Source organism: Methylorubrum rhodinum, from assembly GCF_014199935.1.
Taxonomy (GTDB): Bacteria; Pseudomonadota; Alphaproteobacteria; order Rhizobiales; family Beijerinckiaceae; genus Methylobacterium; species Methylobacterium rhodinum.
The window spans coordinates 87,960-108,366 of the sequence record NZ_JACHOP010000001.1 but is presented as its reverse complement, the minus strand read 5'-3'; the positions used below and the strand labels follow the sequence as shown (position 1 = coordinate 108,366).

Genomic DNA, 20,407 nt, shown 5'->3' with positions numbered 1-20,407 from the left:
GACATGACCCGGGCAAGCCTGCCGCCCGTCGCCGTGATCGGCGCCGGGTTCAGCGGCACGATGGCCGCGCTGCAACTGCTCTCGACGCTGCCGCCGGAGCGGCCGGTGCTGCTGTGCGAGCGCGCGGGGACTTTCGGGCGGGGGCTCGCCTACGGCACCGGCAATCCGGCGCATCTGCTCAACCTGCGCGCTGCCAACATGAGCGCCTTCCCCGACCGGCCGGGCCATTTCGAGGACTGGCTCGCCCAGTTCGGGCCGGAGGAGGCCGAGGGCATCCGCGCGACATCGGCCGGCACCTTCGCGGCGCGCGGCCTCTACGGGCGCTACCTCACCGAACTGCTGGCCCAAACCGTCACTGGCCGGGAAGCGGGCCGCCTGCGGCTCCTGCTCGACGCCGTGACCGATCTCGAACCGCGCGGCCAAAACTTCCGCCTGCACACCGAGGGCGGCCAGAGCCATGCGGTGGCAGGCGCCGTGCTCGCCATGGGCAACCTCGCCACCGCCCCGGCGCGCAGCCGCCACAGCCTCGATCCGTGGGACGCCGAGCATTTCGGCCGCCTGCACCCGCACGCCCCCGTGCTGATCCTCGGCACCGGGCTCACCATGCTCGACGCGGTCGCGAGCCTGCGTGCCCACGGCTTCGAGGGCGCGATCCTGGCGCTCTCCCGGCGCGGACTGCTGCCCAACGCCCATGCCCCGGCCGCCCTCTGGCCCACGCCGAACCTCACCCCCACCGAGTTCGCCTCGCTGCCGCGCCTGCTCGCCCGCATCCGCGCCGAGGTGGCAAGGGCAAACGCCCAAAGCATCGGCTGGCACGGGGTGATCGACGCCCTGCGCCCGCTCACCGACACGATCTGGCGCAGCCTGCCGCCGCCCGAGCGCCGCCGCTTCCTGCGCCACTTACGCCCGTTCTGGGACGTGCATCGCCACCGCACCGCCCCGCCCGCGGCCGAGACGATCCGCGCCGAGATCGCCCGCGGTGCCCTGACGGTGCGGGCCGGGCGCCTGCTCGACGTGGCCGACGAGTCGGCGCAGGCGATCGTGACCCTGCGCCTGCGCGGGGCCGCGGCGCCCGAGCGCCTCGGCGTGCAGGCGATGATCGACGCCACCGGCTTCGGCCATCTGGCCCAGAGCCGCGACCCGCTGCTGCGCCGCCTGCTGGAGCGCGGTTTGGTGCGCCCCGAACCGTTCGGCCTCGGCCTCGACGCCGGGCCCGACTACCGGGCGCGCGGGACGGCTGGCGGCCGCCCGCTCTGGCTCCTGGGTCCGCTGCTGCGCGGGGTCTTATGGGAATGCACCGCAGTGCCCGACATCCGCAACGAGGCGGCGGAGCTGGCCGGTCTGATCGCGGCGGATCTGGAGCGGGCCGTGGCGGCCTAACGCGATCGAACCGCTCTCAGGCTCAAACGGGGGCTCTCCTCCCTCTTGTGGGGAGAAGGGAGGAGGTGGGGATGGTTCAGGAGGAACCTCGGCGGTGCCTTCTGAACCACCCCCACCCCGAACCCCTCCCCGCAAGGGGGAGGGGACCCGCGCAAAATCCGGTGTCGCCGGAGAGGCTTGAAGCCGAAAAATTACTTCCGCGCCAGCAAATCCAGCCGCGCCTGCATCTCGGCCATTTGCTTCTTCAACTCGTCGAGATCGCCGCCGCCGGAGACCGGCGCGGGCGGCGAGGCGGGCTGAGACGGGGCCGGCGGGGCGGGGGGGCCGAAGCCGCCGGTGAACATCTTCATGGCATCGCCGAAGAAGGTCATGTTCGCCCGCACCTGCTCCTGCACCGCCTGCTGGAAGGCGGAGGGGGCGAAGCTCTGAGCCAGCTTCTCGCGCAGGCCGTCTTGGTCCTTGGCGAAGTTCGCCATGGAGAATTCGAGGAAGCTCGGCACCATGGTGCGCATGCTGTCGCCGTAGAAGCGAATCAGCTGCCTCAGGAACGCCACCGGCAGCAGGTTGTCGTCGCCGGCCTTGTTTTCCTGCTCGAAGATGATCTGCGTGAGCACCGAGCGGGTGATGTCGTCGCCCGAGCGCGCGTCGTAGACGACGAAATCCTCGCCGTTCTGCACCATCGTCGCGAGGTCTTCGAGGGTGACGTAAGTCGAGGTGCCGGTGTGATAGAGCCGCCGGTTGGCGTATTTCTTGATGACGGTCTGGTGCGCCCTGCCGCTCTCGGCCATCGTTGAGACGCCTCCCGCTTCGCTCATGAGTCCGCGCAAAGCTCACCGCTCCGCTTCGATTTCGGCTGCCCGCGCGCGGGCGGGTTCTTGGCTCGTCCAAAGCCGACCTTAAGGCACTCGCCCGGCGGCGAAAACAGCAATTTATCTCTTGTCCCGCAGATTCCGGCCACGCTCCACCCACTTCTGCGCGACGATCAGCCAGGGTTGTCCCCGTGCCGGCTTGACTTCGGGGGGTCCGCGCTCTTCATCCGGGGAACGGCAGGCCGCGCGCCGGACGCTTCCCGTCCCTCATGATCGCGCCGCCGGAACGAGGAGAACGCACGATGGCAGCCAGCGAAGATATCGTCATTGTCGGGGCGGCGCGCACGCCGGTCGGCTCGTTCGCCGGCGCCTTCGGCAGCGTGCCGGCCCACGAACTCGGGGCGGTGGCGATCAAGGCCGCCCTGGAGCGCGCCGGCGTCTCGCCCGACGACGTGGACGAGGTGATCTTCGGCCAGGTGCTCACGGCGGCCGCCGGCCAGAACCCGGCCCGTCAGGCCGCCATCGCCGCGGGCATCCCCGAGAAGGCGACCGCCTGGGGCCTCAATCAGGTCTGCGGCTCGGGCCTGCGCACCGTCGCGGTCGGCATGCAGCAGATCGCCAACGGCGACGCCACCGTCATCGTCGCGGGCGGCCAGGAATCGATGTCGCTCGCGCCCCACGCGCAGTACCTGCGCGGCGGCCAGAAGATGGGCGACCTCAAGCTCGTCGACACCATGATCAAGGACGGCCTGTGGGACGCCTTCAACGGCTACCACATGGGCCAGACCGCCGAAAACGTGGCCCAGGCCTTCCAGCTCACGCGCGAGCAGCAGGACCAGTTCGCGGTCCGCTCGCAGAACAAGGCCGAGGCCGCCCGCAAGGAGGGCCGCTTCAAGGAGGAGATCGTCCCGGTCACCGTGGCGGGTAAGAAGGGCGACACCATCGTCGACACCGACGAGTACATCCGCGACGGCGCCACCGTCGAGGCGATGGCCAAGCTCAGGCCCGCCTTCGCCAAGGACGGCACGGTCACCGCCGCCAACGCGTCCGGCCTCAACGACGGCGCCGCCGCCCTCGTGCTGATGTCGGCCTCCGAGGCCGAGAAGCGCGGGATCAAGCCGCTCGCCCGGATCGTCTCGTGGGCGACCGCGGGCGTCGATCCCAAGGTGATGGGCACCGGCCCGATCCCGGCCTCGCGCAAGGCCCTGGAGAAGGCCGGCTGGAAGCCGTCCGACCTCGACCTGATCGAGGCCAACGAGGCCTTCGCGGCCCAGGCTCTGGCGGTCAACAAGGACATGGGCTGGGACGACGAGAAGGTGAACGTCAACGGCGGCGCCATCGCCATCGGCCACCCGATCGGCGCCTCGGGCGCCCGCGTCCTCATCACCCTGCTGCACGAGCTGAAGCGCCGCGACGGCAAGAAGGGCCTCGCCACCCTCTGCATCGGCGGCGGCATGGGCGTCGCCATGTGCGTCGAGCGCGTCTGAGCATCGGCCCGAAAGGTGGCCGCCGGCTTTCGGAAAAAGCCGATGCGGCACACCAATCGAGCGCGCTCCGGGAGGGCCTGCGGGCCCTCCCAAAACTCAAAAAAATTTGCGCAAATCCGCTTTGACCGCAGCGGAAATTTAAATGGCGTGCCGCTCCCGGTAGGGCCGGGTTAGAAGCACCGCCGAGGTCAGCTCAGAAACTCGACCAGAACACGACCCAACACACGGAGGAAATCATGGCTCAGGAACGCGTCGCCCTCGTCACGGGCGGAACGCGCGGCATCGGCGCCGCCATCTCCAAGCGCCTGAAGGAGAAGGGCTACAAGGTCGCCGCCAATTACGGCGGCAACGACGAGGCGGCCAACGCCTTCAAGGCCGAGACCGGCATCCCGGTGTTCAAGTTCGACGTCGGCGATCTGGCGAGCTGCGAGGCCGGCATCAAGGCGATCGAGGCCGAGGTCGGCCCGATCGACATCCTCGTCAACAACGCCGGCATCACCCGCGACGGCGCCTTCCACAAGATGACCTTCGAGAAGTGGCAGGCGGTCATCAAGACCAACCTCGACTCGATGTTCACCTGCACCCGTCCGCTGATCGAGGGCATGCGTTCGCGCGGCTTCGGCCGCATCATCATCATCTCGTCGATCAACGGCCAGAAGGGCCAGGCCGGCCAGACCAACTACTCCGCCGCCAAGGCCGGCGTGATCGGCTTCGCCAAGGCGCTGGCCCAGGAGAGCGCCTCCAAGGGCATCACGGTCAACGTGGTGGCGCCGGGCTACATCGCCACCGAGATGGTGATGGCCGTGCCGGAGGACATCCGCAACAAGATCATCTCGACGATTCCCACCGGCCGCCTCGGCGAGGCCGACGAGATCGCCCACGCCGTCGAGTATCTGGCGGCGGACGAGGCCGGCTTCGTCAACGGCTCGACCATCACGATCAACGGCGGCCAGCACTTCGTCTGATCGGGCGCCGTCCGCGCCTCAGACACGATACCGCGAGCCAGAGCCGCCGATCCGGAAACGGGCCGGCGGCTCTGGCATGTTCGCGGCATGCCGCAACCGGCCTCCCGCCCCGGGATCGACAGGCGAAATTGCCCAGACGTTTCAGGACCCTGTCGGCGGCGGTCGGGAGGATTCCGCACACGATCCGGGACGAACCGGACCTCCGTTCCGAGATGAGGCTCCGCAACCCTTTCGGATACGGTATGGAAAATGCCGCATTTTCTCGCAGGGTCCGCATGCTACTGGTATCGATGAACCATGCCGCCTGGTATCCGCCCTTCCATGTCCATGCCTCGATGATCCGTCCGTGCTGCGTCTCGCGCTGATCCTCCGGCGCAACCTGCCACGGCTGGCGGGCTTCGCGACCGTTCCCCTGATCCGGATCCTGTTCTGGCTCGCCCGCGCACTCGGCACCGACCGGGCGAGCGCACTCGGCGGATGGATCGCCCGCACGGTCGGCCCGCTCCTGCCTTCTCACCGGACCGCGATGGCCAACCTGCGCGCCGCCTACCCGGAGACGGACGAGGCGGGGCTGCGGGCGATCGCGCTCGGGGCCTGGGACAATCTCGGGCGCACGGGCGCGGAATACGCCCATCTCGACACGATCTTCGACTACGACCCGGACAACACCGACAGCCAGCGCATGGAGGTGCGCGGCATCGAGCAGTTCTATGCGATTCGCGACGACGGCCGGCCGGGGCTGATCTTTTCCGCCCATCTCGCCAACTGGGAATTGCCGGCGATCTGCGCCCACAAGTTCGGGCTCGAGACCACCGCCGTGTTCCGCCCGCCGAACAACCCGGCCGCGGCGCAGCTGGTGCAGGAAGTGCGCCGCAAGACCATGGGGGGCTTGGCCGCCTCCGGCCCCGGCGCGGTCTTCGCCATGCAGGGCGCGGTGGAGCGCGGCGGGCATCTCGGCCAGCTCATCGACCAGCACTTCACCCGCGGCGTGGTGGTGCGCTTCTTCGACCGGCCGGTGCTGGTCAACCCGCTGCTCGGCAAGCTCGCCCGCCATCACGATTGCCCGGTTCACGGGGTGCGGGTGGTGCGGAAAGCCGGCGGGCGCTTCCTGCTCGAACTGACGCCTGCCCTGAACCTGCCCCGCGGCCCGGACGGGCTGATCGAGGTGCAGGGTGCGATGCAGGCGATGACCTCGGTCATCGAGGAGTGGGTGCGCGAGCATCCCGGCCAGTGGCTGTGGATGCACCGCCGCTGGCGCCCGTCGATGCTGCCCGAGGGCCTCGCGGCGCCGAGCCCGGTCGCGACGCCGGGCCCGGTCGAAACCGCCACCGAGCCCGCTCTCGACGGGGCGCGGGGCCGCTGATGCGGAGCACCTGGGCGGTGTGGCTGGCGGCGGCCCTCGCGCTCCCCGTCCGCCCCGCTTTCGCCGACCCCGCCCCTCCGGTGCGGGCGGTGGTCGAGATGTTCACGAGCCAGGGCTGCTCCGCCTGCCTCTCCGCCGACCGGCTGGCCGGCGAGTTCAGCCGCGAGCCGGGGCTGCTCGCGCTGACCGTGCCGGTGACCTACTGGGACTATCTCGGCTGGAAGGACACGCTCGCCGAGCACGCCTTCGACGAGCGCCAGCGCGCCTACGCCGTCCAGAACCGCTTCCACCAGCTCGCCACGCCGCAGGCGGTGGTGAGCGGCCGCGAGCTGATCCCCGGCTCGGACCGGGGCCGGCTGTCCCGCCTCATCGCCGAATCCGGGACGCTGCCGGTACGGGTCAAGGTGTACGAGCACAACGAGCGCATCGTCATCGACATCGATGCCGATTCCACGGCCCGCCCGGCGGAGATCTGGCTGGTCCCGGTCGCCCGCAGCCGCCCGGTGGTGATCGGGCGGGGCGCCAACGAGGGCCGGGTCGCCGTCTACGCCAACGTCGTGCGCGGCTTCCACCGGGTCGGCACGTGGACGGGGGCGGCGGCCCGCTTCGAACTCTCCCGCGCCACCGCCCGCATCGGCGGCGCCGACGGCTACGCCGTGCTGCTCCAGGCCGGCGGCGCCAACCGGCGGATTCTGGGGGCGGCCAAGGGGCCGGGATTGTAGGCCCTGCGTTCCTTCCAGGGCTCTGCCCTGGACCCGCGAAAGGACTTGTCCTTTCGAAACCTCCGACCCTTACACCCACTCGCCCCGGCGCATCACCGGCACGGCTTCGCCCTCGCCGGTGACACCGTCGACGTCGATCTCGGCCGAGCCGATCATCCAGTCGATGTGGATCAGGCTGCGGTTGGCGCCGCGCTCGGAGAGGTCGGCCTCGCTCAGGCCCTCGCCGCCGTTGCGGAAGCACTTCGAATAGGCTTGGCCCAGCGCGATGTGGCTCGCGGCATTCTCGTCGTAGAGGGTGTTGTAGAACAGGAGCCCCGAGGCCGAGATCGCCGAGGAGGCCGGCACCAGGGCGACCTCGCCGAGACGGGCAGCGCCCTCGTCGGTCTCCAGCACCTTGGCGAGCACGTCGGCGCCGGTGCGGGCGGTGGCCTCGACGATGCGGCCTTCCGCGAAGCGCACGCGGATGCCGTCGATCAGGGTGCCCTGGTAGGAGAGCGGCTTGGTGCTGGTGACGGTGCCCTCCACCCGGTCCTTGTGCGGGGTGGTGAAGACCTCTTCCGTCGGGATGTTGGCGTTGCAGACCACGCCGTTCTTGGCGGTCGTCGCGCCGCCGCACCATTCGTGGTCGTCGGCGAGTCCCACCGTCAGGTCGGTGCCGGGGCCCGTGAAGCGCAGAGCGGCGAAGCGGGCGGCGTTGAGCCGCTCGGTGCGGGCGCGCAGATCGCCGTTATGCGCTTCCCAGGCCGCGACCGGGTCCGGCCCGTCGATGCGCGAGGCGGCGAACACCGCGTCCCACAGGCGGGCCAAAGCCTCATCTTCGGGGAGTTCGGGGAAGACGGTGCGGGCCCACGGCTTTGTGGCCGCCGAGACGATGGTCCAGTTGGTGGAAAAGCCCGCGATCAACTCCAAAGCCGGCACGTAGGCGCGGGAGCGCGCCCGGTTGGCGCGGGCGACCTTGGCGGGGTCCTGGCCGGAGAGCAGCGAGGGGTCGTCGCCGGAGATGGCGAGACGCGCGGCGCCGTTGCGGTAGGCGTCGGCCATGCCCGCATAGAGCCAGCCCGCGGCGTGATCGAAGGCCTCGTCGGGGGCGTGCACGAAGCGCGCGAGCGTCGCGGCGTCGTCCGCGTAGAAGGTGGTGACCAGCGAGGCGCCGGCCCGGTAGGCGTGCTCGGTGATGGCGCGGGCGAGCGGCACCGCCTCGAGGGGCGCCGTCATCACCAGTTCCTGGCCGGGCTTCAACCCGAGGCCGACCCGGACCGCGACCTCGGCGAGCCGGTCGAGGCGCTCGGCGAAGGCCGGCGGGGTGGGGATGGCGGTCATCGTGGAGCCTTCTCCTGGCGGGTCGTCCCGATGCGCGCCGGCCGGTCAGGGTCGGATCAGGCCGCGCGCGACCACGTGATCTCGCCCAGATTCTCCCGGAAGGCAAAGCGCAGGAGGTGGTCCGAGACCACATTCTCCAGCCGGGTCAGGGCGGCGGGATCGGGGGTGGCGACGCGCATCAGCAGGGCGTCGGGGCTCGCCTCGAAGGTGCAGATGCGGTCCTCGCCGAAGGGCACGCGGCCGTGCTCCTCGCTCGCCTCGACCGGAAACTTGTGGCTCCAGTGGCGGCAGAGCTGCTTCAGGTAACGGCTCGCTTCCGCGGTGGGGACACGGGCCTGAGAGGTGGGCATGTCGTCTCCTTTCGGAATGGTCTTGTCAAACGGATCGCCGGCGCGGGGCGCCGGGCTCTCCGATGCGCCGCAGCGCAGCATGGGGATCGGGGTAAGCGGGCCTTGCGACGAAACCGAGGCGGGAAAACCCGCCAAGCCTCGCCGTTTCAGGCGATTGTCGGGCCGCAATGGTTAACGCTTCCATCATCCGGACCGCGTTTCCGGTTGTGCGCAAGGCTGATTCCCCACGGGTTCGGGGAAGATCATGCCGATTTCTTGTGCGATGCACAATGACCGGTGAAGGTCCGAGGCGGCTCGGCGTGCGCGGCGTCACGCGATCGTCATCGGAAGAACGCGGACGCGCGGGCGGGTCGTTCCCGGATCGCAGCCCTGTGCCTCACACCGGCAGGGCGGGGGGCGGATCGTCGGACAGCGCCACGACCTTGCCGGGATTGAGCAGGTCGTGCGGGTCCAGCGCGGCCTTGAGGCGGCGCATCAGGTCGAGGCCGACGGGATCGGCGGTACGGGCGAGTTCGTCGCGCTTGATCAGGCCGACGCCGTGCTCGGCGGCGATCGAGCCGTCCATCCGCGCGACGATTGCATGGACGATGTCGTTGAAGCGGGCCCACTCGGCGAGGAAGGCCGCCTTGTCCATGCCGACGGGCTGGGTGAGGTTGAAGTGGATGTTGCCGTCGCCGAAATGCCCGAACGGGCAGGGGCGTAAGGACGGCATCGCGGCCAGACACGCGGCCTCCGCCTCTTCCAGAAAGTCGGCGAGGCGGGAGAGCGGCAGCGACACGTCGTGCTTGATCGAGCCGCCCTCCGCCTTCTGCACCTCCGGCAGCAACTCGCGCAGGCGCCACAGGGCGGCGTCCTGGGCCGCGCTCCCGCCGATGGTGGCGTCCTCGACGAGGCCCGCCTCCATCGCTTCACCGAGCAGTTCCTCCAGCTCGGAGCGAGTGTCGGCGCCGGGTCGCGGCGAGGAGAGTTCGACGAGCGCGTAGGCCGCGTGCCGGCCTTCGAGGGGAGCCCGCACGTCGATGCCGTGGCGCAGCACCATCTCCAGGCCGAAGCGGGGGATGTACTCGAAGGCGGTCAAGCCCCGGTCGGCCCCGGCCCGCAGCCGCTCGAACAGGGCGAGCGCGGCGCGCACTGACGGCAGCCCGACGAAGCCGACGCTGCGCGACAGCACGCGGGGAAACAGCTTCAGGGTCGCGGCGGTGATGATGCCCAGCGTCCCTTCCGAGCCGATGAAGGCGTGCTTGAGGTCGTAGCCGGCGTTGTTCTTGCGGAGCGCCTTCAGCCCGTTCCAGACGCGCCCGTCGGCCAGCACCACTTCGAGACCGAGCACGAGGTCTCGGGCGTTGCCGTAGGCTAGCACCGCGAGCCCGCCGGCATTGGTGGCGATGCCGCCGCCGATCCGGGCCGAGCCCTCCGCCGCCCAGGACAGCGGGAACAGCATGCCGGCTTCGGCCGCCGCGGCCTGAACGTCGGCCAGCACCATGCCGGCCTCCACCGTCATGCTGGCGCCGAGCGGATCGACCGCGCGCAGGCGGTTCAGGCGATTCAAGGAGAGCACGATCCCGCCGAACGGCACGCCGCCGCCGACGAGGCCGGTGTTGCCGCCCTGCGCGGTGACCGGCACCCGCGCCTCGGCACAGGCCGCGACCGTGAACGCCACCTCCTCGGTGTTGCCCGGCTCGACCAGGGCCAGCGCGTGGCCGCGATAGAGCCCGCGCGATTCGACGAGGTGGGGTTCCAGCGCCTCCGCGTCGGTGCGCACATGGCGCGCGCCGAGCCGCTCCGTGAGGGTGGCGAGCAGGCGTGCGGCGGAGGTGTCGGACATCGGCGGGGCAGGGGGCTCCGGAACGGGCGCGGATCATAAGCCGGCCCGCCCGGTTTTGCACGGTTGAGCGGCACGCGGGGCGCCGGTTCGCCGTTGTCGATCCGCAGCGCGAGGCCGCGCGACCTGCGCTACACTCTCCCCGACGCCATCGACCCGAGGCCGCCCGACGCCATGCTGTCCGTGATCCCGAATCCGCCGCGCCCCGCCCTGCCGATCCACGGCAGCGCCGACCTGTTTCCGGTCCGCCGGGTCTATTGCGTCGGCCGCAATTACCGGGCGCATGCCCGCGAGATGGGCGCCGACGAGCGCGACCCGCCGTTCTTCTTCCTCAAGCCCGCCGACACGCTGCAGGTGATCCCCGAGGGCGAGACCGCCGAGCACCCCTATCCGCCGCGCACCAACAACTATCATTTCGAGGTGGAGCTGGTGGCCGCGCTCGGCAGGGGCGGGCGCGACATCCCGGTCGAGAATGCGGGCACCCATGTCTACGGCTACGCGGTCGGCCTCGACATGACCCGGCGCGACCTCCAGGACGAAGCCAAGCGCCTGTCACGCCCCTGGGAGATGGGCAAGGCCGCCGATTTCTCAGCGCCGGTCGGCCCGCTCTACCCGGCGGGCGATATCGGCCACCCCAGGGCGGGCGCGATCACGCTCGATTGCGATGGAGCCGAGCGCCAGCGCGGCGACCTGTCCGAGATGATCTGGTCGGTGCCGGAGCAGGTGGCTCTGCTCTCGACCTATTTCGAGCTGCATCCGGGCGACCTGATCTTCACCGGCACGCCGTCGGGCGTCGGGCCGGTCCGGCGCGGCCAGACGCTTCACGCGCGGATCGAGGGCGTCGGCAGTCTCGCGCTGATGGTCGCCTGAGGGCGGCGCGCCGGATAGACACGGGCCATGATCAGTCTCGACCGCCCCTGGCTCTACGGCCTCTTCATGCGCGCCGGCCTCCTCACCCGCGGCATGACGCTGGGGGTGCGGGGCGCGGCGATCGACGGGGAGGGCCGAGTCTGCCTCGTGCGCCACACCTATGTCGGCGGCTGGCACCTGCCCGGCGGCGCGATCGACCCCGGCGAGAGCGCCCCCGAGGCGATGCGCCGGGAGTTCCGCGAGGAGGCGGAGATCACCGTCGATCCCGCCGTGCCGCTGCGGCTGCACGGCTTCTTCCTCAACGCGCGGGCGCCCCGGCGCGACCACATCGCGGTCTACGTGGCCCCGGCCTTCGCCGTGACCGGCCCGAAGCGTCCCGACCGCGAGATCGCGGAATGCGCCTTCTTCCCCCTCGACGCGCTGCCGCCCGAGACCACCCGCGCCACCCGCGCGCGCCTCGACGAGATCCGCACCGGAGGCGTCCCGTCGGAGGCATGGTGAGCCCGGGCAACGAAAGGCGAAGTTCGCACTTGCGCCGTCCGCCGGAATGGTGTTTAGACACGCCACCGACGGCGAGCGCCACGGCGCCACCGGACGGAACAGAGAGCGGGTGTAGCTCAGGGGTAGAGCACAACCTTGCCAAGGTTGGGGTCGAGGGTTCGAATCCCTTCGCCCGCTCCAGTTTTCCCAACCGGATCTTCACGAGGATGGCCGCCGATCGACGGCCGCCGCAATCGTGCCGACGATGACCGGAACGACCGGATTAGCCCTTGCCTATTCGTCGTTTCGCAGTCTACGCCATCGAGACCCGAGCGATCCCGCGAATCGACTGTTCGCGACCGAACTGAGCCCGGTGTTCTTTCGTTAAGATCGCATCTTCATAATCATCGTGTCGGCCGGAACGCTCCGGCCCGGAAGTCCTGCCACATGCGCAATGTTTCTCGACGGTCCTTCACCGTCGAAGTCAAATCGGTCGGCCGCCGTTCCGCGGCGATCATCCCGACCCGCGTCGCCGCGCCTCCGGCGCCCGCCACGCACTCGATCTTCTCGCCCCCCGCCTCCGCCCGCGAGCCGGCCGCCGAGAAGCGCCGCGTCCTGCCGAACTTGATCGTGCCGGAGGTGCCGGACATCGAGGCCGTCCCGCCCCCCGTCGCCGAGGACGCAGCCCCGCGGCGCCCGCGCGGACGTCCGCGCAAGAACCCGCTTCCCTTCGCGCTGCCCGTCGAGGCGCCGATCCTCGCGAAGGTCGAGGTGGTCGCGGAGCCCGAGACCGCCGTCTCGCCGGAACCCGCAGCCCCGTCCCCCACCGGCCCGCGCAAGCGCAAAGACCTGCCGGTCGCGGAGCTTCCCCGCGGCGAGCGCTGGAAGACCCGGCGCCTCGGGCGCTGGAGCCGGTAGAGCATCGCCAAGAAAGCTGGTTTCCGGCTTTCGAAAAAGACGATCCGGCACAAGGACAGAGAGCCTCGTCCCGGATCCGATATTCAGAACGAGGCTCGAATGCCGGGCCGCTCGGTCGGGTCTGAGCGTGCTCCGACAGCCGTTCCTATTGCGCGTCGCCCGGCAGGAAGCTGAAGTTCGATGGGTTGTTCGCCGTGTCCGTGCCGAGATTGTGGCAGGTGATGCACGACCCCGACCCCTTGTTCGGATCGGTCAGCGAGCCGGTCTGCAGGTAGGTTTCCGAAGTGGTGTTCGCCAAGTAGAGCGGCGCCGCGAAGGGGCTCAACTTCTGGAAGGGTCCGGTTTCGGTGGTCGTGTTCGCCGCCCACTGCGCCCCCACCAGCATGTAGTTGGACCAGGGCGAGTTCGCCAACTGTGCCTGGAAGGTCTTCGACACCATCAGGGCGCTCGGATAGAGGGCGAAGCAGCGGGCGACCTGGGTGCCGTACTTCCCGTTCGCCCCCGCCGTCAGGTAAGCGCTCGCGTAGGGCTGCGAGGCCGACCATTTGTAGACCGTCTGCGAGCCTTGCAGCTTCGGCGGCTGGTTGACCGGGCAGTTCTGGGTGCCGGACTGGCAGGCTTGGTTGTAGAAGGAGTAGGACGTGGTATCGCCCGGATCGGGGGAGCGGTTGCAGGCGGGCGGCGCCAGCGACGTCACCGTCGAACGCGGATTGACCGGAGACACGGGCGCGCCGTCGGCCAGTGGCGCGTTCAGCGCATGTTCGAACGTCGACCAAGACCAGAAGTTCGAGAACAGGCTCGGATTGCTGAACTTCTGCATGATGTGCATGCCGACCAGTCCGACGACCGCCTCGATGCACATCGGCTGGTCGGTCTCGCTGTACTTGGCCGGCACGACGATCGTGGCGGGCGAGGTGTAGTAGCGCGACCTGTCGTCCTTGTCGGTCATGATCCGCCATGACGACTTGATCTCGATCGAGCCGACCTGCGTGCCGCTTCCTCCGGGAAAATCGTAGGCCTTGCCGAAGGCCTGCTGACCGGCCTTCGTGGTCAGGTTGTTCGACAGAAGGTACTTCACCTCCGTGTCGTTCAGCCTGACATCGTAGAGCACGAAATTGCCCTGGCGGTCGATGAGCGGATACGGCGTGAAGGCTTCGGTGAAATCGGACAAGCCGAACTTCGAGGTTCGGAACAGCTTGAGACTGCCCTTCTTCGTCGCGCAATCGGTGCCGCTCAGCGCGCTCTTCTCGGTCCCGAAGACGTCGTCCTTGGTCTTGAACGTCGTCCAGACACGCGGCGACGTGGTGTCCGTCACGATCGTCCGACCGGTCGAGGGCCTCCCATCGGCATCGACGGGCCAGTTGAGGGCCACGAAAGCCTGCCAGCCGAAGTAATCGACGAAAGTCTGGTTGAAGCTCTGCGGACCTCCCTCGGACGTGTTGGGATCGTAGCCGATCGACGGCGGGTGCCCGTTCATGTCGGTCGGCTGCGTGCTGCACAGGGCGTTCGTCCCGTCGGCGCAGAGCGTCTGCGTCGCGTCGCCCATCTGGAACGCCGTGGCCGGTGCCGCCGGCAGCGCGGCGGCAAACGCCAGGAATGAAAGAACACGGATCTTCATGATGTGCCCCCATCGATACGGGAGCATCGAGTTATCCTATCTGAAGTTGAATTTCAATAAAATTACACCTTAAAGAAAGTTCCTGCGGTGGTCCATCACCTGCGGTTCGCGCCGCCGGAGCCTGGGCGAGCCGGCCGGTCGGACCTGCCGGACACTTTTCCCGTGATGCCGGCATTCGACAAGGGTGTTCGGCCCGCCGTCGAAGAGCACGCCACGATCCGCCGGCTGCCGCGTTGTCGGCTTCAGTCGCCCTCCACCGGAGCCGTTCCATGCCCGCCCGCGCCGCCGCGCTCGTCCTGCTGCTTCTCGCCCTCGGCCCGGAGGCCAGGGCCGCGGCCTTCGACGATCTCAAGGCCGATCTGGCCACGTGCCTGCGGTTCGAGCTTGAAGGCGCGCGGGCGCAGCGCGCCGGGGCCGGAGACGCCGTCCGGAGATGCGCCGTCGAGATCGAGCGGCTGGACCGGGCCGACCCGCGGCGCCTGCGCGGCGATCAGGGCTTGAGCCCCTCGACCCGAAGCGTGCTCCGGAGCGTGCTCGGCTCCGGCGGCCCCAGGCGCTCCGGCCCCGCCCGCTGAGCGGCGGCGGGTTCAGCGCGGCGCGCGATCCGGCTATCCTCGACCGAGTCGCCGTGCAGCGAGGACGCCCATGCCCGACATCAGCACGCTCAAGGTCAGCACGCTCAAGGTCAGTACTTGCCTCTGGTTCGAGCGGGACGCGGAAGAGGCGGTGACCCGCTACGTCGCGCTCGTGCCCGACTCGCGCATCGATCACGTCCAGCGCGCCCCGGGCCCGTGGCCGGCGGGCGCGGCAGGCGACGTGATCCTGATCGCGTTCACGCTGGGCGGCCAGAGCTTCCAGGCGCTCAACGGCGGCACGCGGGCCGAATACGGCACCGCCGCCTCGATCTCGGTCCCTTGCGCCGATCAGGCCGAGGTCGATCGCCTCTGGGCGGCACTGACGGAGGGCGGCGCCGAGATCGCCTGCGGCTGGCTGCGCGACCGCTGGGGCGTGCCCTGGCAGGTCTTTCCCGAGAGTCTGCCGCGCCTCCTCGCCGATCCCGATCCGGCCGTTGCCGCCCGCGTCTTCACCGCCATGCAGGGCATGGTGAAGATCGACGTCGCCGCCCTGGAGCGCGCCGCGGCCGGATGAGGACAATGCGCAAAACCGCGCCCTAACGATTGGCTCACCTTAGCGGTCTAGCCTGCATCGGCTCGGACCCGAAGGGAGCGTTATCCATGAGCAGCGGCATCCATTCCTCGCCGGCACGGCTGTCGGAGGTCTCGCGCCTCGCGACCCTGCTGGCCGACCAAGCGCTCGACGCGCAGATCGAGCACCGTCCGATCCCCGACCTGCAGCTGCGCGCCCTCGTCGAGGCCGCCGAGCTGCTCGACGCCTACGGGCAGGCGCTGCCGCCGCTGCTGGGCCAGGTGATGCACGAGATCAACACGGAACGCGCCGACCCGAAGCGGGCCCGTCGCGACGACGAGATCGGGCGCCTCGCCTGGATGCTGCGCCCGTTCCGCAGCAAGCCGAACGAGCGGCACTGAGCCGAACTTTTCCATCCTCCGCCGTCATTCCGGGGCCGCGCAGCGGAACCCGGAATCCACCCGTGATGCGCGGCATCGGCAAAGCGACGCGGCCAGTCGTGGATTCCGGGTTCGCCTACGGCGCCCCGGAATGACGACAGAGGGATGTCGGCTCACCCCGCGAAGCAACCGCGGAGCCGCGACTTCCTGACAGGGGAGGGCGGTCAGGCCCATTCCCGCTGCGCGAGCTTCGCCTCGAAATCCGCGATGGCCGGGGCCCGCTCCAGCGTCAGGCCGATCTCGTCGAGGCCGTTGAGCAGGTTGTGCTTGCGGCCCTCGTCGATGTCGAAATGCAGCGTGCCGCCGTCCGGGCCCTTGATGGTCTGGGCAGCGAGATCGATCGTCAGCGTCGCGTTGGCGCCGCGCTCGGCATCCTGAAAGAGCTTCTCCAGATCCTCGGGCGAGACGATGATCGCCAGGATACCGTTCTTGGCGCAGTTGTTGAAGAAGATGTCGGCGAAGCTCGTCGAGATGAGGCAGCGGATGCCGAAATCAGCCAGCGCCCACGGCGCGTGCTCCCGCGACGAGCCGCAGCCGAAATTGTCGCCGACGACGAGGATCCTGGCGTGGCGGTAGGCCGGCTGGTTGAGGACGAAATCCGGCTTCTCCGAGCCGTCGTCGTTGTAGCGCATCTCCGAGAACAAACCCGTGCCGAGGCCGGTGCGCTTGATCGTCTTGAGATACTGCTTCGGAATGATCCGGTCGGTGTCGACGTTGATGATCCGCATGGGCGCGGCGACGCCCTCGAGGGTCGTGAACTTTTCCATCGCTCGTCTCGGTCGCTCGTCTCGATACCGTCGCGCGGAACGGGTATGCTGGGCTCGTTCCGATGTCCGGCGCGTTCTAGCAGCGGGGCCGCCGTGCCGGAAGGCGTCGCGGATGCGCGCCGCCCCGGCCTCGAGCCTCGCTCCACGCCGCCGCCGGCACGCGAGGGGTTGCTGCGACCGATGGCCGACACGTCCGACACCTTCAAGAAGGCGCCCAAGCGCAAGCCGTCCAAGGGCAAGAGCGTGGCGGTGTCGCCGGAGATGCGGCAGGCCTATGCCGACCTGATCAAGGAGCGCGAGGCGAAGCAGGAGGGCTACGAGCGCCACCTGCGCCAGGACGAGCCGAAGCGGCGCTGACGCCGCTCCACACGGTTAATCGTTACGGGCGGTCGGTCGAATTCGTCGTGCAGCCAAGCGGCACGAGACCGAAGAATTGGGCGAAGACCAGGACCCACAGTGCGAGCCCCTAAAAAAAGGGACGCATCTTTTATGATGTCTTATCAACAGATATATCACTGCTGTTTTGATTATTAGATACCATTCCAAGCAATCAAACGCTCAACGCTTGTTAACCTCTTGGGTATGGAGCTTTAACAACCTCAGGGAAATTCTGATAGAATTTTCTATCTTATTGTAATTTGCAACGTTTGCCTTGGATAATATTATTGTATCCATGGTATATTTTATACCGGCGATTTCGAGGGCCAGCAACGTTAGGGTTCGAGCCGCTTCGTTAATGGGATACTGTATTCCATAAGGACTTGGCCCAACGATAGGGCTAAGCGACCCGGCCCAATCCGGGAATGCTAAAAATTGGTCAGGACTCAGGTGCCCAGCGTGGATAAATTTCGAAACGAATTTGACTTCTGCCCTTTGGAGCTCATGTCCAACAAATATTTCTAAATCCCGCAGATTTACGCGTTTTTTGTTTAAGCAAATCGTTGCCCAACCATAATCTTCTGTGATGGCGATTCCATACGTGCGCCGGAGACTTTCGATTTCCTTCCTTAGGGCCTCAAATTTCTTTGAGCTATTACCTATCTGGCGCTCAAGCGATTCCTGGTATCGAAATTTCTGCATCTGCTCTGAAACTAAAAAAAGCTCGTACGCCTTACCACCCATCTTCCGGATCGAGAGAAAAACAATATAAAGCTCGTATAATGTCCGCCACCGAGCTACGGCTCCGTCTGGAAATCCCGCCTCACAAAGAGCAAGAATTTCTCTATAGACCAACAACGACCTTGTAATGATAGAGCCGATAGCTTCTCGCTTACTCTTTTTAAATCTGCTTGTGTGATTTTTATATACATAAGAATATGTATCACGAGCAATAAACCATTGATATTTAGCTTGTTCGAAGGTCAGCCCCCATACTTTGCGCAGCAGAATTTGCTGTAACGCCTCAGTTTGCTCATACTCGATAAGATAAGAAATTCGATCAAAAGGAGCCTTTTTAATTATCTGCAGGGAGACGGCGGTCGAAAATTTGTCGATTTCAGACCTAATAATACCATTTAATTCTTTTTCGTCTGGCGGCTCTTCATCCGGCAGCTCCAGCTCTCCATCAGTCTTGGAGTCTAATGCTTCCTCGAAAATTTTTTGAAAATGGTCTTTCGGCCAAACAATCCAGTCCTCCAAATTAATGGAATTACTGACATCGATAGCGCCAGAGGTACGCACAGGTCGAGCATGATCTCTTGATAAAGCTGCCCGACCTGCGCTCATTTTCTACTCGAAGCTCGCTGAAGTTTCAGCTCGTTTTACATCGCCTTGAGCGGCCCCGCCTCGATCACGTCCTCGACGGTGCGCAGGCCCGCGCGGGTGGAATTGACGAGCACCGCCATGTTGCCCGGCGGGTGCTGGTTCTTCCACATCTTGGTGTGGGCGGCCGGGATCTTGTCCCAGGGCAGCACCTCGCTCATGCAGGGGTCGATGCGGCGGTCGATCACGAACTGGTTCGCGGCCGAGGCCTGCTTGAGGTGGGCGAAGTGCGAGCCCTGGATGCGCTTCTGGCGCATCCAGACGTAGCGGGCGTCGAAGGTGATGTTGAAGCCGGTGGTGCCGGCGCAGAACACGATCATGCCACCGCGCTTGGCCACGAGCGTCGAGACCGGGAAGGTCGACTCGCCCGGATGCTCGAACACGATGTCGACGTCGTTGCCCTTGCCGGTGATGTCCCAGATCGCCTTCCCGAACTTCCGGGCTTCCTTGAGCCAGGTGTTGTATTCTGGCGAGTTGACCTTCGGGAGCTAGCCCCAGCACTCGAAGTCCTTGCGGTTGATGACGCCCTTGGCGCCGAGGCTCATCACGTAGTCGCGCTTGGTGTCGTCCGAGATCACCGCGATGGCGTTGGCGCCGCTTGCCGCGCAGAGCTGCACCGCGAACACGCCCAGGCCGCCCGAGGCGCCCCAAACCAGCACGTTCTGGCCCGGACGCACGGTGTGCGGGGCGTGGCCGAACAGCATGCGGTAGGCGGTGGCGAGGGTGAGCGTGTAGCAGGCCGCCTCTTCCCAGGTGAGGTGCTGCGGGCGCTTCATCAGCTGGCGCGACTGCACCCGGCAGAACTGCGCGAACGAGCCGTCGCCCGTCTCGTAGCCCCAGATGCGCTGCGAGGGCGAGAACATCGGGTCGCCGCCGTTGCACTCCTCGTCGTCGCCGTCGTCGCGGTTGCAGTGGACGATGACCTCGTCGCCGACCTTCCAGCGCTTCACCTTGGCGCCGACCTTCCAGACGATGCCGGAGGCGTCGGAGCCGGCGATGTGGTACTCGCCCTTGTGCACGTCGAACGGCGAGATCGGCTCGCCCAGGCCCGCCCAGACGCCGTTGTAGTTGACGCCCGCGGCCATGACGTAGACCAGCACCTCGTCGTCGCCGATGTCCCACACCGGCAGCACTTCGAGCTGGTGCGACTGCTCCGGCGGGCCATGGCGCTCGCGGCGGATCGCCCAGGCGTACATCTTGGCCGGCACGTGGCCGAGCGGCGGGATCTCACCGAGTTCGTAAAGGTCCTTGGCTTCCGCCGTCTGCCCGGTCCAGGCCGGCGCTGCGCTGTCAGCCATCATGCACTCCCTATCATTATCATCGCTGGTCCGCGGGCGAAGGCGCCGCAGCGAACTTGGCTGAAGCTATATGCATGATGTTCCAGGCCTTCCAAGTGGCCTAAAAGGCGAGGATTCCTCCACTCCGCATAAAAAATAGGCAGCAATCTATGCCGACCCCTGTGAATGCAAAATAATCTTTTCGACGCCATCTGAGCGGTCCGCGAAAGTCGAACGGATCGCAGTGAGGCCCGTGTCGTACGCCCCCCGGTCGCGGTCGTTGCAGGCCCAACGGCCGAAGTCATGAGAGCGCACTGCGCAAATAATCCATCGAGATAAATTCCATATTTCAGGATTAAATCGGCTTTTTATATTTGTGACGAAACACACATCGTCGAAAAAATCGCTCAATGAAGATGCAGGCGCCGTTCGTTTCATCAGTGTCCGACATCTTTTGGAGCAGAACCTTGCCGCGCCTGTTCGCCCTTGCCTCGCTCTCCCTCGTCTTCGTCGCCAGCACGGCCCTGCCGGCCGATGCGCGACCGGTCGCCGGCCAGGACCGCCGCCCGGCCAGGACCGCGCCGAAGAAGGCCAAGATCGGCAAACCCGCCTCGCACTGGTCGAGCATCGCACCCGATGTCGATCGGGTCGGCTCGCTGCCCGCACCGGGCCGCATCGTGCCCGCCCCGGTCGTCGGCGGCATGCCGACGATGCCGTTCCCCGGTTGGGGTGGCGGCCAGCGCTGCGACATCGTCGTGAAGCGTCCCGGCGGCAACCCGACCCAGGACATGACCGGCTCGATCGGCCACGCCAAGAGCCATCAGAGCAACGGCGGGCCGGGCCGGATGCGCGTCTGCGGCGGCGCCCGCTGATCCCGGACGGTCCGCCCGCTCCGGTGGGCGGGCCGTCCCC

Annotated in this window: 20 protein-coding genes, 1 tRNA gene and 1 pseudogene; 14 read left to right on the top strand and 8 right to left on the bottom strand. The window is 67.5% G+C overall.

Annotation, left to right across the window (positions count from 1 at the left end; all coding sequences use genetic code 11):
* Positions 1 to 3 precede the first annotated feature (3 nt).
* A complete protein-coding gene (locus tag HNR00_RS00495; RefSeq protein ID WP_183563159.1) occupies positions 4 to 1,380 on the top strand; it encodes an FAD/NAD(P)-binding protein in 1,377 nt (458 codons plus the stop codon).
* 191 nt (positions 1,381 to 1,571) lie between these two features.
* Here the strand turns inward: HNR00_RS00495 and phaR are convergent, their stop codons facing one another.
* Positions 1,572 to 2,168: a polyhydroxyalkanoate synthesis repressor PhaR gene (phaR, locus tag HNR00_RS00490; RefSeq protein ID WP_183563156.1), complete on the bottom strand. Its 597-nt coding sequence runs from the start codon at positions 2,166 to 2,168 to the stop codon at positions 1,572 to 1,574.
* Positions 2,169 to 2,491: 323 nt separating this feature from the next.
* Here phaR and HNR00_RS00485 point away from each other — a divergent pair, with 323 nt between their 5' ends.
* The 4 genes from HNR00_RS00485 (at position 2,492) to HNR00_RS00470 (ending at position 6,726) form a co-directional block, all read left to right on the top strand.
* Entirely contained in the window at positions 2,492 to 3,676 is a 1,185-nt protein-coding gene (locus HNR00_RS00485) for an acetyl-CoA C-acetyltransferase (RefSeq protein WP_183563153.1), read from the top strand.
* 236 nt (positions 3,677 to 3,912) lie between these two features.
* Positions 3,913 to 4,641: an acetoacetyl-CoA reductase gene (phbB, locus tag HNR00_RS00480; RefSeq protein ID WP_183563150.1), complete on the top strand. Its 729-nt coding sequence runs from the start codon at positions 3,913 to 3,915 to the stop codon at positions 4,639 to 4,641.
* Positions 4,642 to 4,987: 346 nt separating this feature from the next.
* Positions 4,988 to 6,004 carry a lipid A biosynthesis lauroyl acyltransferase gene (locus HNR00_RS00475; RefSeq protein WP_183563147.1) on the top strand — a complete coding sequence of 339 codons (1,017 nt, stop codon included), beginning with the start codon at positions 4,988 to 4,990 and terminating at the stop codon, positions 6,002 to 6,004.
* Positions 6,004 to 6,726: a DUF1223 domain-containing protein gene (locus HNR00_RS00470; RefSeq protein WP_183563144.1), complete on the top strand. Its 723-nt coding sequence runs from the start codon at positions 6,004 to 6,006 to the stop codon at positions 6,724 to 6,726. Before HNR00_RS00475 ends, HNR00_RS00470 begins: the two co-directional genes overlap by 1 nt.
* Positions 6,727 to 6,795: 69 nt before the next feature.
* Here the strand turns inward: HNR00_RS00470 and HNR00_RS00465 are convergent, their stop codons facing one another.
* The 3 genes from HNR00_RS00465 to HNR00_RS00455 form a co-directional block, all read right to left on the bottom strand.
* On the bottom strand, positions 6,796 to 8,046 hold the full coding sequence (locus HNR00_RS00465) for an aminopeptidase (protein WP_183563141.1): 1,251 nt from the start codon (positions 8,044 to 8,046) through the stop codon (positions 6,796 to 6,798).
* Positions 8,047 to 8,102: 56 nt separating this feature from the next.
* Positions 8,103 to 8,396, bottom strand: coding sequence for a DUF2218 domain-containing protein (locus tag HNR00_RS00460; protein ID WP_183563138.1), 294 nt, complete (start codon positions 8,394 to 8,396; stop codon positions 8,103 to 8,105).
* Between the two features lie 376 nt (positions 8,397 to 8,772).
* Positions 8,773 to 10,221 (bottom strand): FAD-binding oxidoreductase, encoded by a 1,449-nt coding sequence (locus HNR00_RS00455; protein ID WP_183563135.1) that lies wholly within the window; start codon positions 10,219 to 10,221, stop codon positions 8,773 to 8,775.
* Positions 10,222 to 10,392: 171 nt separating this feature from the next.
* Between HNR00_RS00455 and HNR00_RS00450 the strand changes: the two genes are divergently transcribed.
* The 4 genes from HNR00_RS00450 to HNR00_RS00435 all read left to right on the top strand — a co-directional run bounded on the left by HNR00_RS00450 (position 10,393) and on the right by HNR00_RS00435 (position 12,486).
* Positions 10,393 to 11,088 carry a fumarylacetoacetate hydrolase family protein gene (locus tag HNR00_RS00450; protein WP_183564206.1) on the top strand — a complete coding sequence of 232 codons (696 nt, stop codon included), beginning with the start codon at positions 10,393 to 10,395 and terminating at the stop codon, positions 11,086 to 11,088.
* A gap of 27 nt (positions 11,089 to 11,115) precedes the next feature.
* Positions 11,116 to 11,589 carry an NUDIX domain-containing protein gene (locus HNR00_RS00445; protein WP_183563132.1) on the top strand — a complete coding sequence of 158 codons (474 nt, stop codon included), beginning with the start codon at positions 11,116 to 11,118 and terminating at the stop codon, positions 11,587 to 11,589.
* Between the two features lie 105 nt (positions 11,590 to 11,694).
* A tRNA-Gly gene (locus tag HNR00_RS00440) sits at positions 11,695 to 11,769 on the top strand.
* Between the two features lie 246 nt (positions 11,770 to 12,015).
* Positions 12,016 to 12,486 carry a hypothetical protein gene (locus HNR00_RS00435; protein WP_183563129.1) on the top strand — a complete coding sequence of 157 codons (471 nt, stop codon included), beginning with the start codon at positions 12,016 to 12,018 and terminating at the stop codon, positions 12,484 to 12,486.
* A 145-nt stretch (positions 12,487 to 12,631) separates the two neighbouring features.
* Here HNR00_RS00435 and HNR00_RS00430 read toward each other — a convergent pair whose 3' ends face one another.
* Entirely contained in the window at positions 12,632 to 14,104 is a 1,473-nt protein-coding gene (locus HNR00_RS00430; RefSeq protein ID WP_183563126.1) for a hypothetical protein, read from the bottom strand.
* Between the two features lie 269 nt (positions 14,105 to 14,373).
* On the opposite strand from HNR00_RS00430, the gene HNR00_RS00425 reads away from it, so the two are divergent.
* The 3 genes from HNR00_RS00425 to HNR00_RS00415 all read left to right on the top strand — a co-directional run bounded on the left by HNR00_RS00425 (position 14,374) and on the right by HNR00_RS00415 (position 15,651).
* On the top strand, positions 14,374 to 14,679 hold the full coding sequence (locus tag HNR00_RS00425; RefSeq protein ID WP_183563123.1) for a hypothetical protein: 306 nt from the start codon (positions 14,374 to 14,376) through the stop codon (positions 14,677 to 14,679).
* 70 nt (positions 14,680 to 14,749) lie between these two features.
* Complete coding sequence (locus HNR00_RS00420) at positions 14,750 to 15,253, top strand: VOC family protein (RefSeq protein ID WP_183563120.1); 504 nt, start codon at positions 14,750 to 14,752, stop codon at positions 15,251 to 15,253.
* A gap of 86 nt (positions 15,254 to 15,339) precedes the next feature.
* Positions 15,340 to 15,651: a hypothetical protein gene (locus tag HNR00_RS00415; protein WP_183563117.1), complete on the top strand. Its 312-nt coding sequence runs from the start codon at positions 15,340 to 15,342 to the stop codon at positions 15,649 to 15,651.
* 203 nt (positions 15,652 to 15,854) lie between these two features.
* Here HNR00_RS00415 and leuD read toward each other — a convergent pair whose 3' ends face one another.
* Entirely contained in the window at positions 15,855 to 16,457 is a 603-nt protein-coding gene (gene leuD / locus HNR00_RS00410) for a 3-isopropylmalate dehydratase small subunit (protein WP_183563115.1), read from the bottom strand.
* Between the two features lie 180 nt (positions 16,458 to 16,637).
* Here leuD and HNR00_RS00405 point away from each other — a divergent pair, with 180 nt between their 5' ends.
* Positions 16,638 to 16,814 (top strand): hypothetical protein, encoded by a 177-nt coding sequence (locus HNR00_RS00405; protein WP_183563112.1) that lies wholly within the window; start codon positions 16,638 to 16,640, stop codon positions 16,812 to 16,814.
* A gap of 201 nt (positions 16,815 to 17,015) precedes the next feature.
* Here the strand turns inward: HNR00_RS00405 and HNR00_RS00400 are convergent, their stop codons facing one another.
* Both HNR00_RS00400 and ccrA read right to left on the bottom strand, forming a co-directional pair.
* Positions 17,016 to 18,182 (bottom strand): DUF5677 domain-containing protein, encoded by a 1,167-nt coding sequence (locus HNR00_RS00400; RefSeq protein ID WP_183563109.1) that lies wholly within the window; start codon positions 18,180 to 18,182, stop codon positions 17,016 to 17,018.
* Positions 18,183 to 18,217: 35 nt separating this feature from the next.
* A pseudogene (ccrA, locus tag HNR00_RS00395) lies at positions 18,218 to 19,516 on the bottom strand (crotonyl-CoA carboxylase/reductase).
* Positions 19,517 to 20,151: 635 nt separating this feature from the next.
* Here ccrA and HNR00_RS26135 point away from each other — a divergent pair.
* Entirely contained in the window at positions 20,152 to 20,367 is a 216-nt protein-coding gene (locus tag HNR00_RS26135; protein WP_446685654.1) for a hypothetical protein, read from the top strand.
* The last annotated feature ends 40 nt before the right edge of the window (positions 20,368 to 20,407 follow it).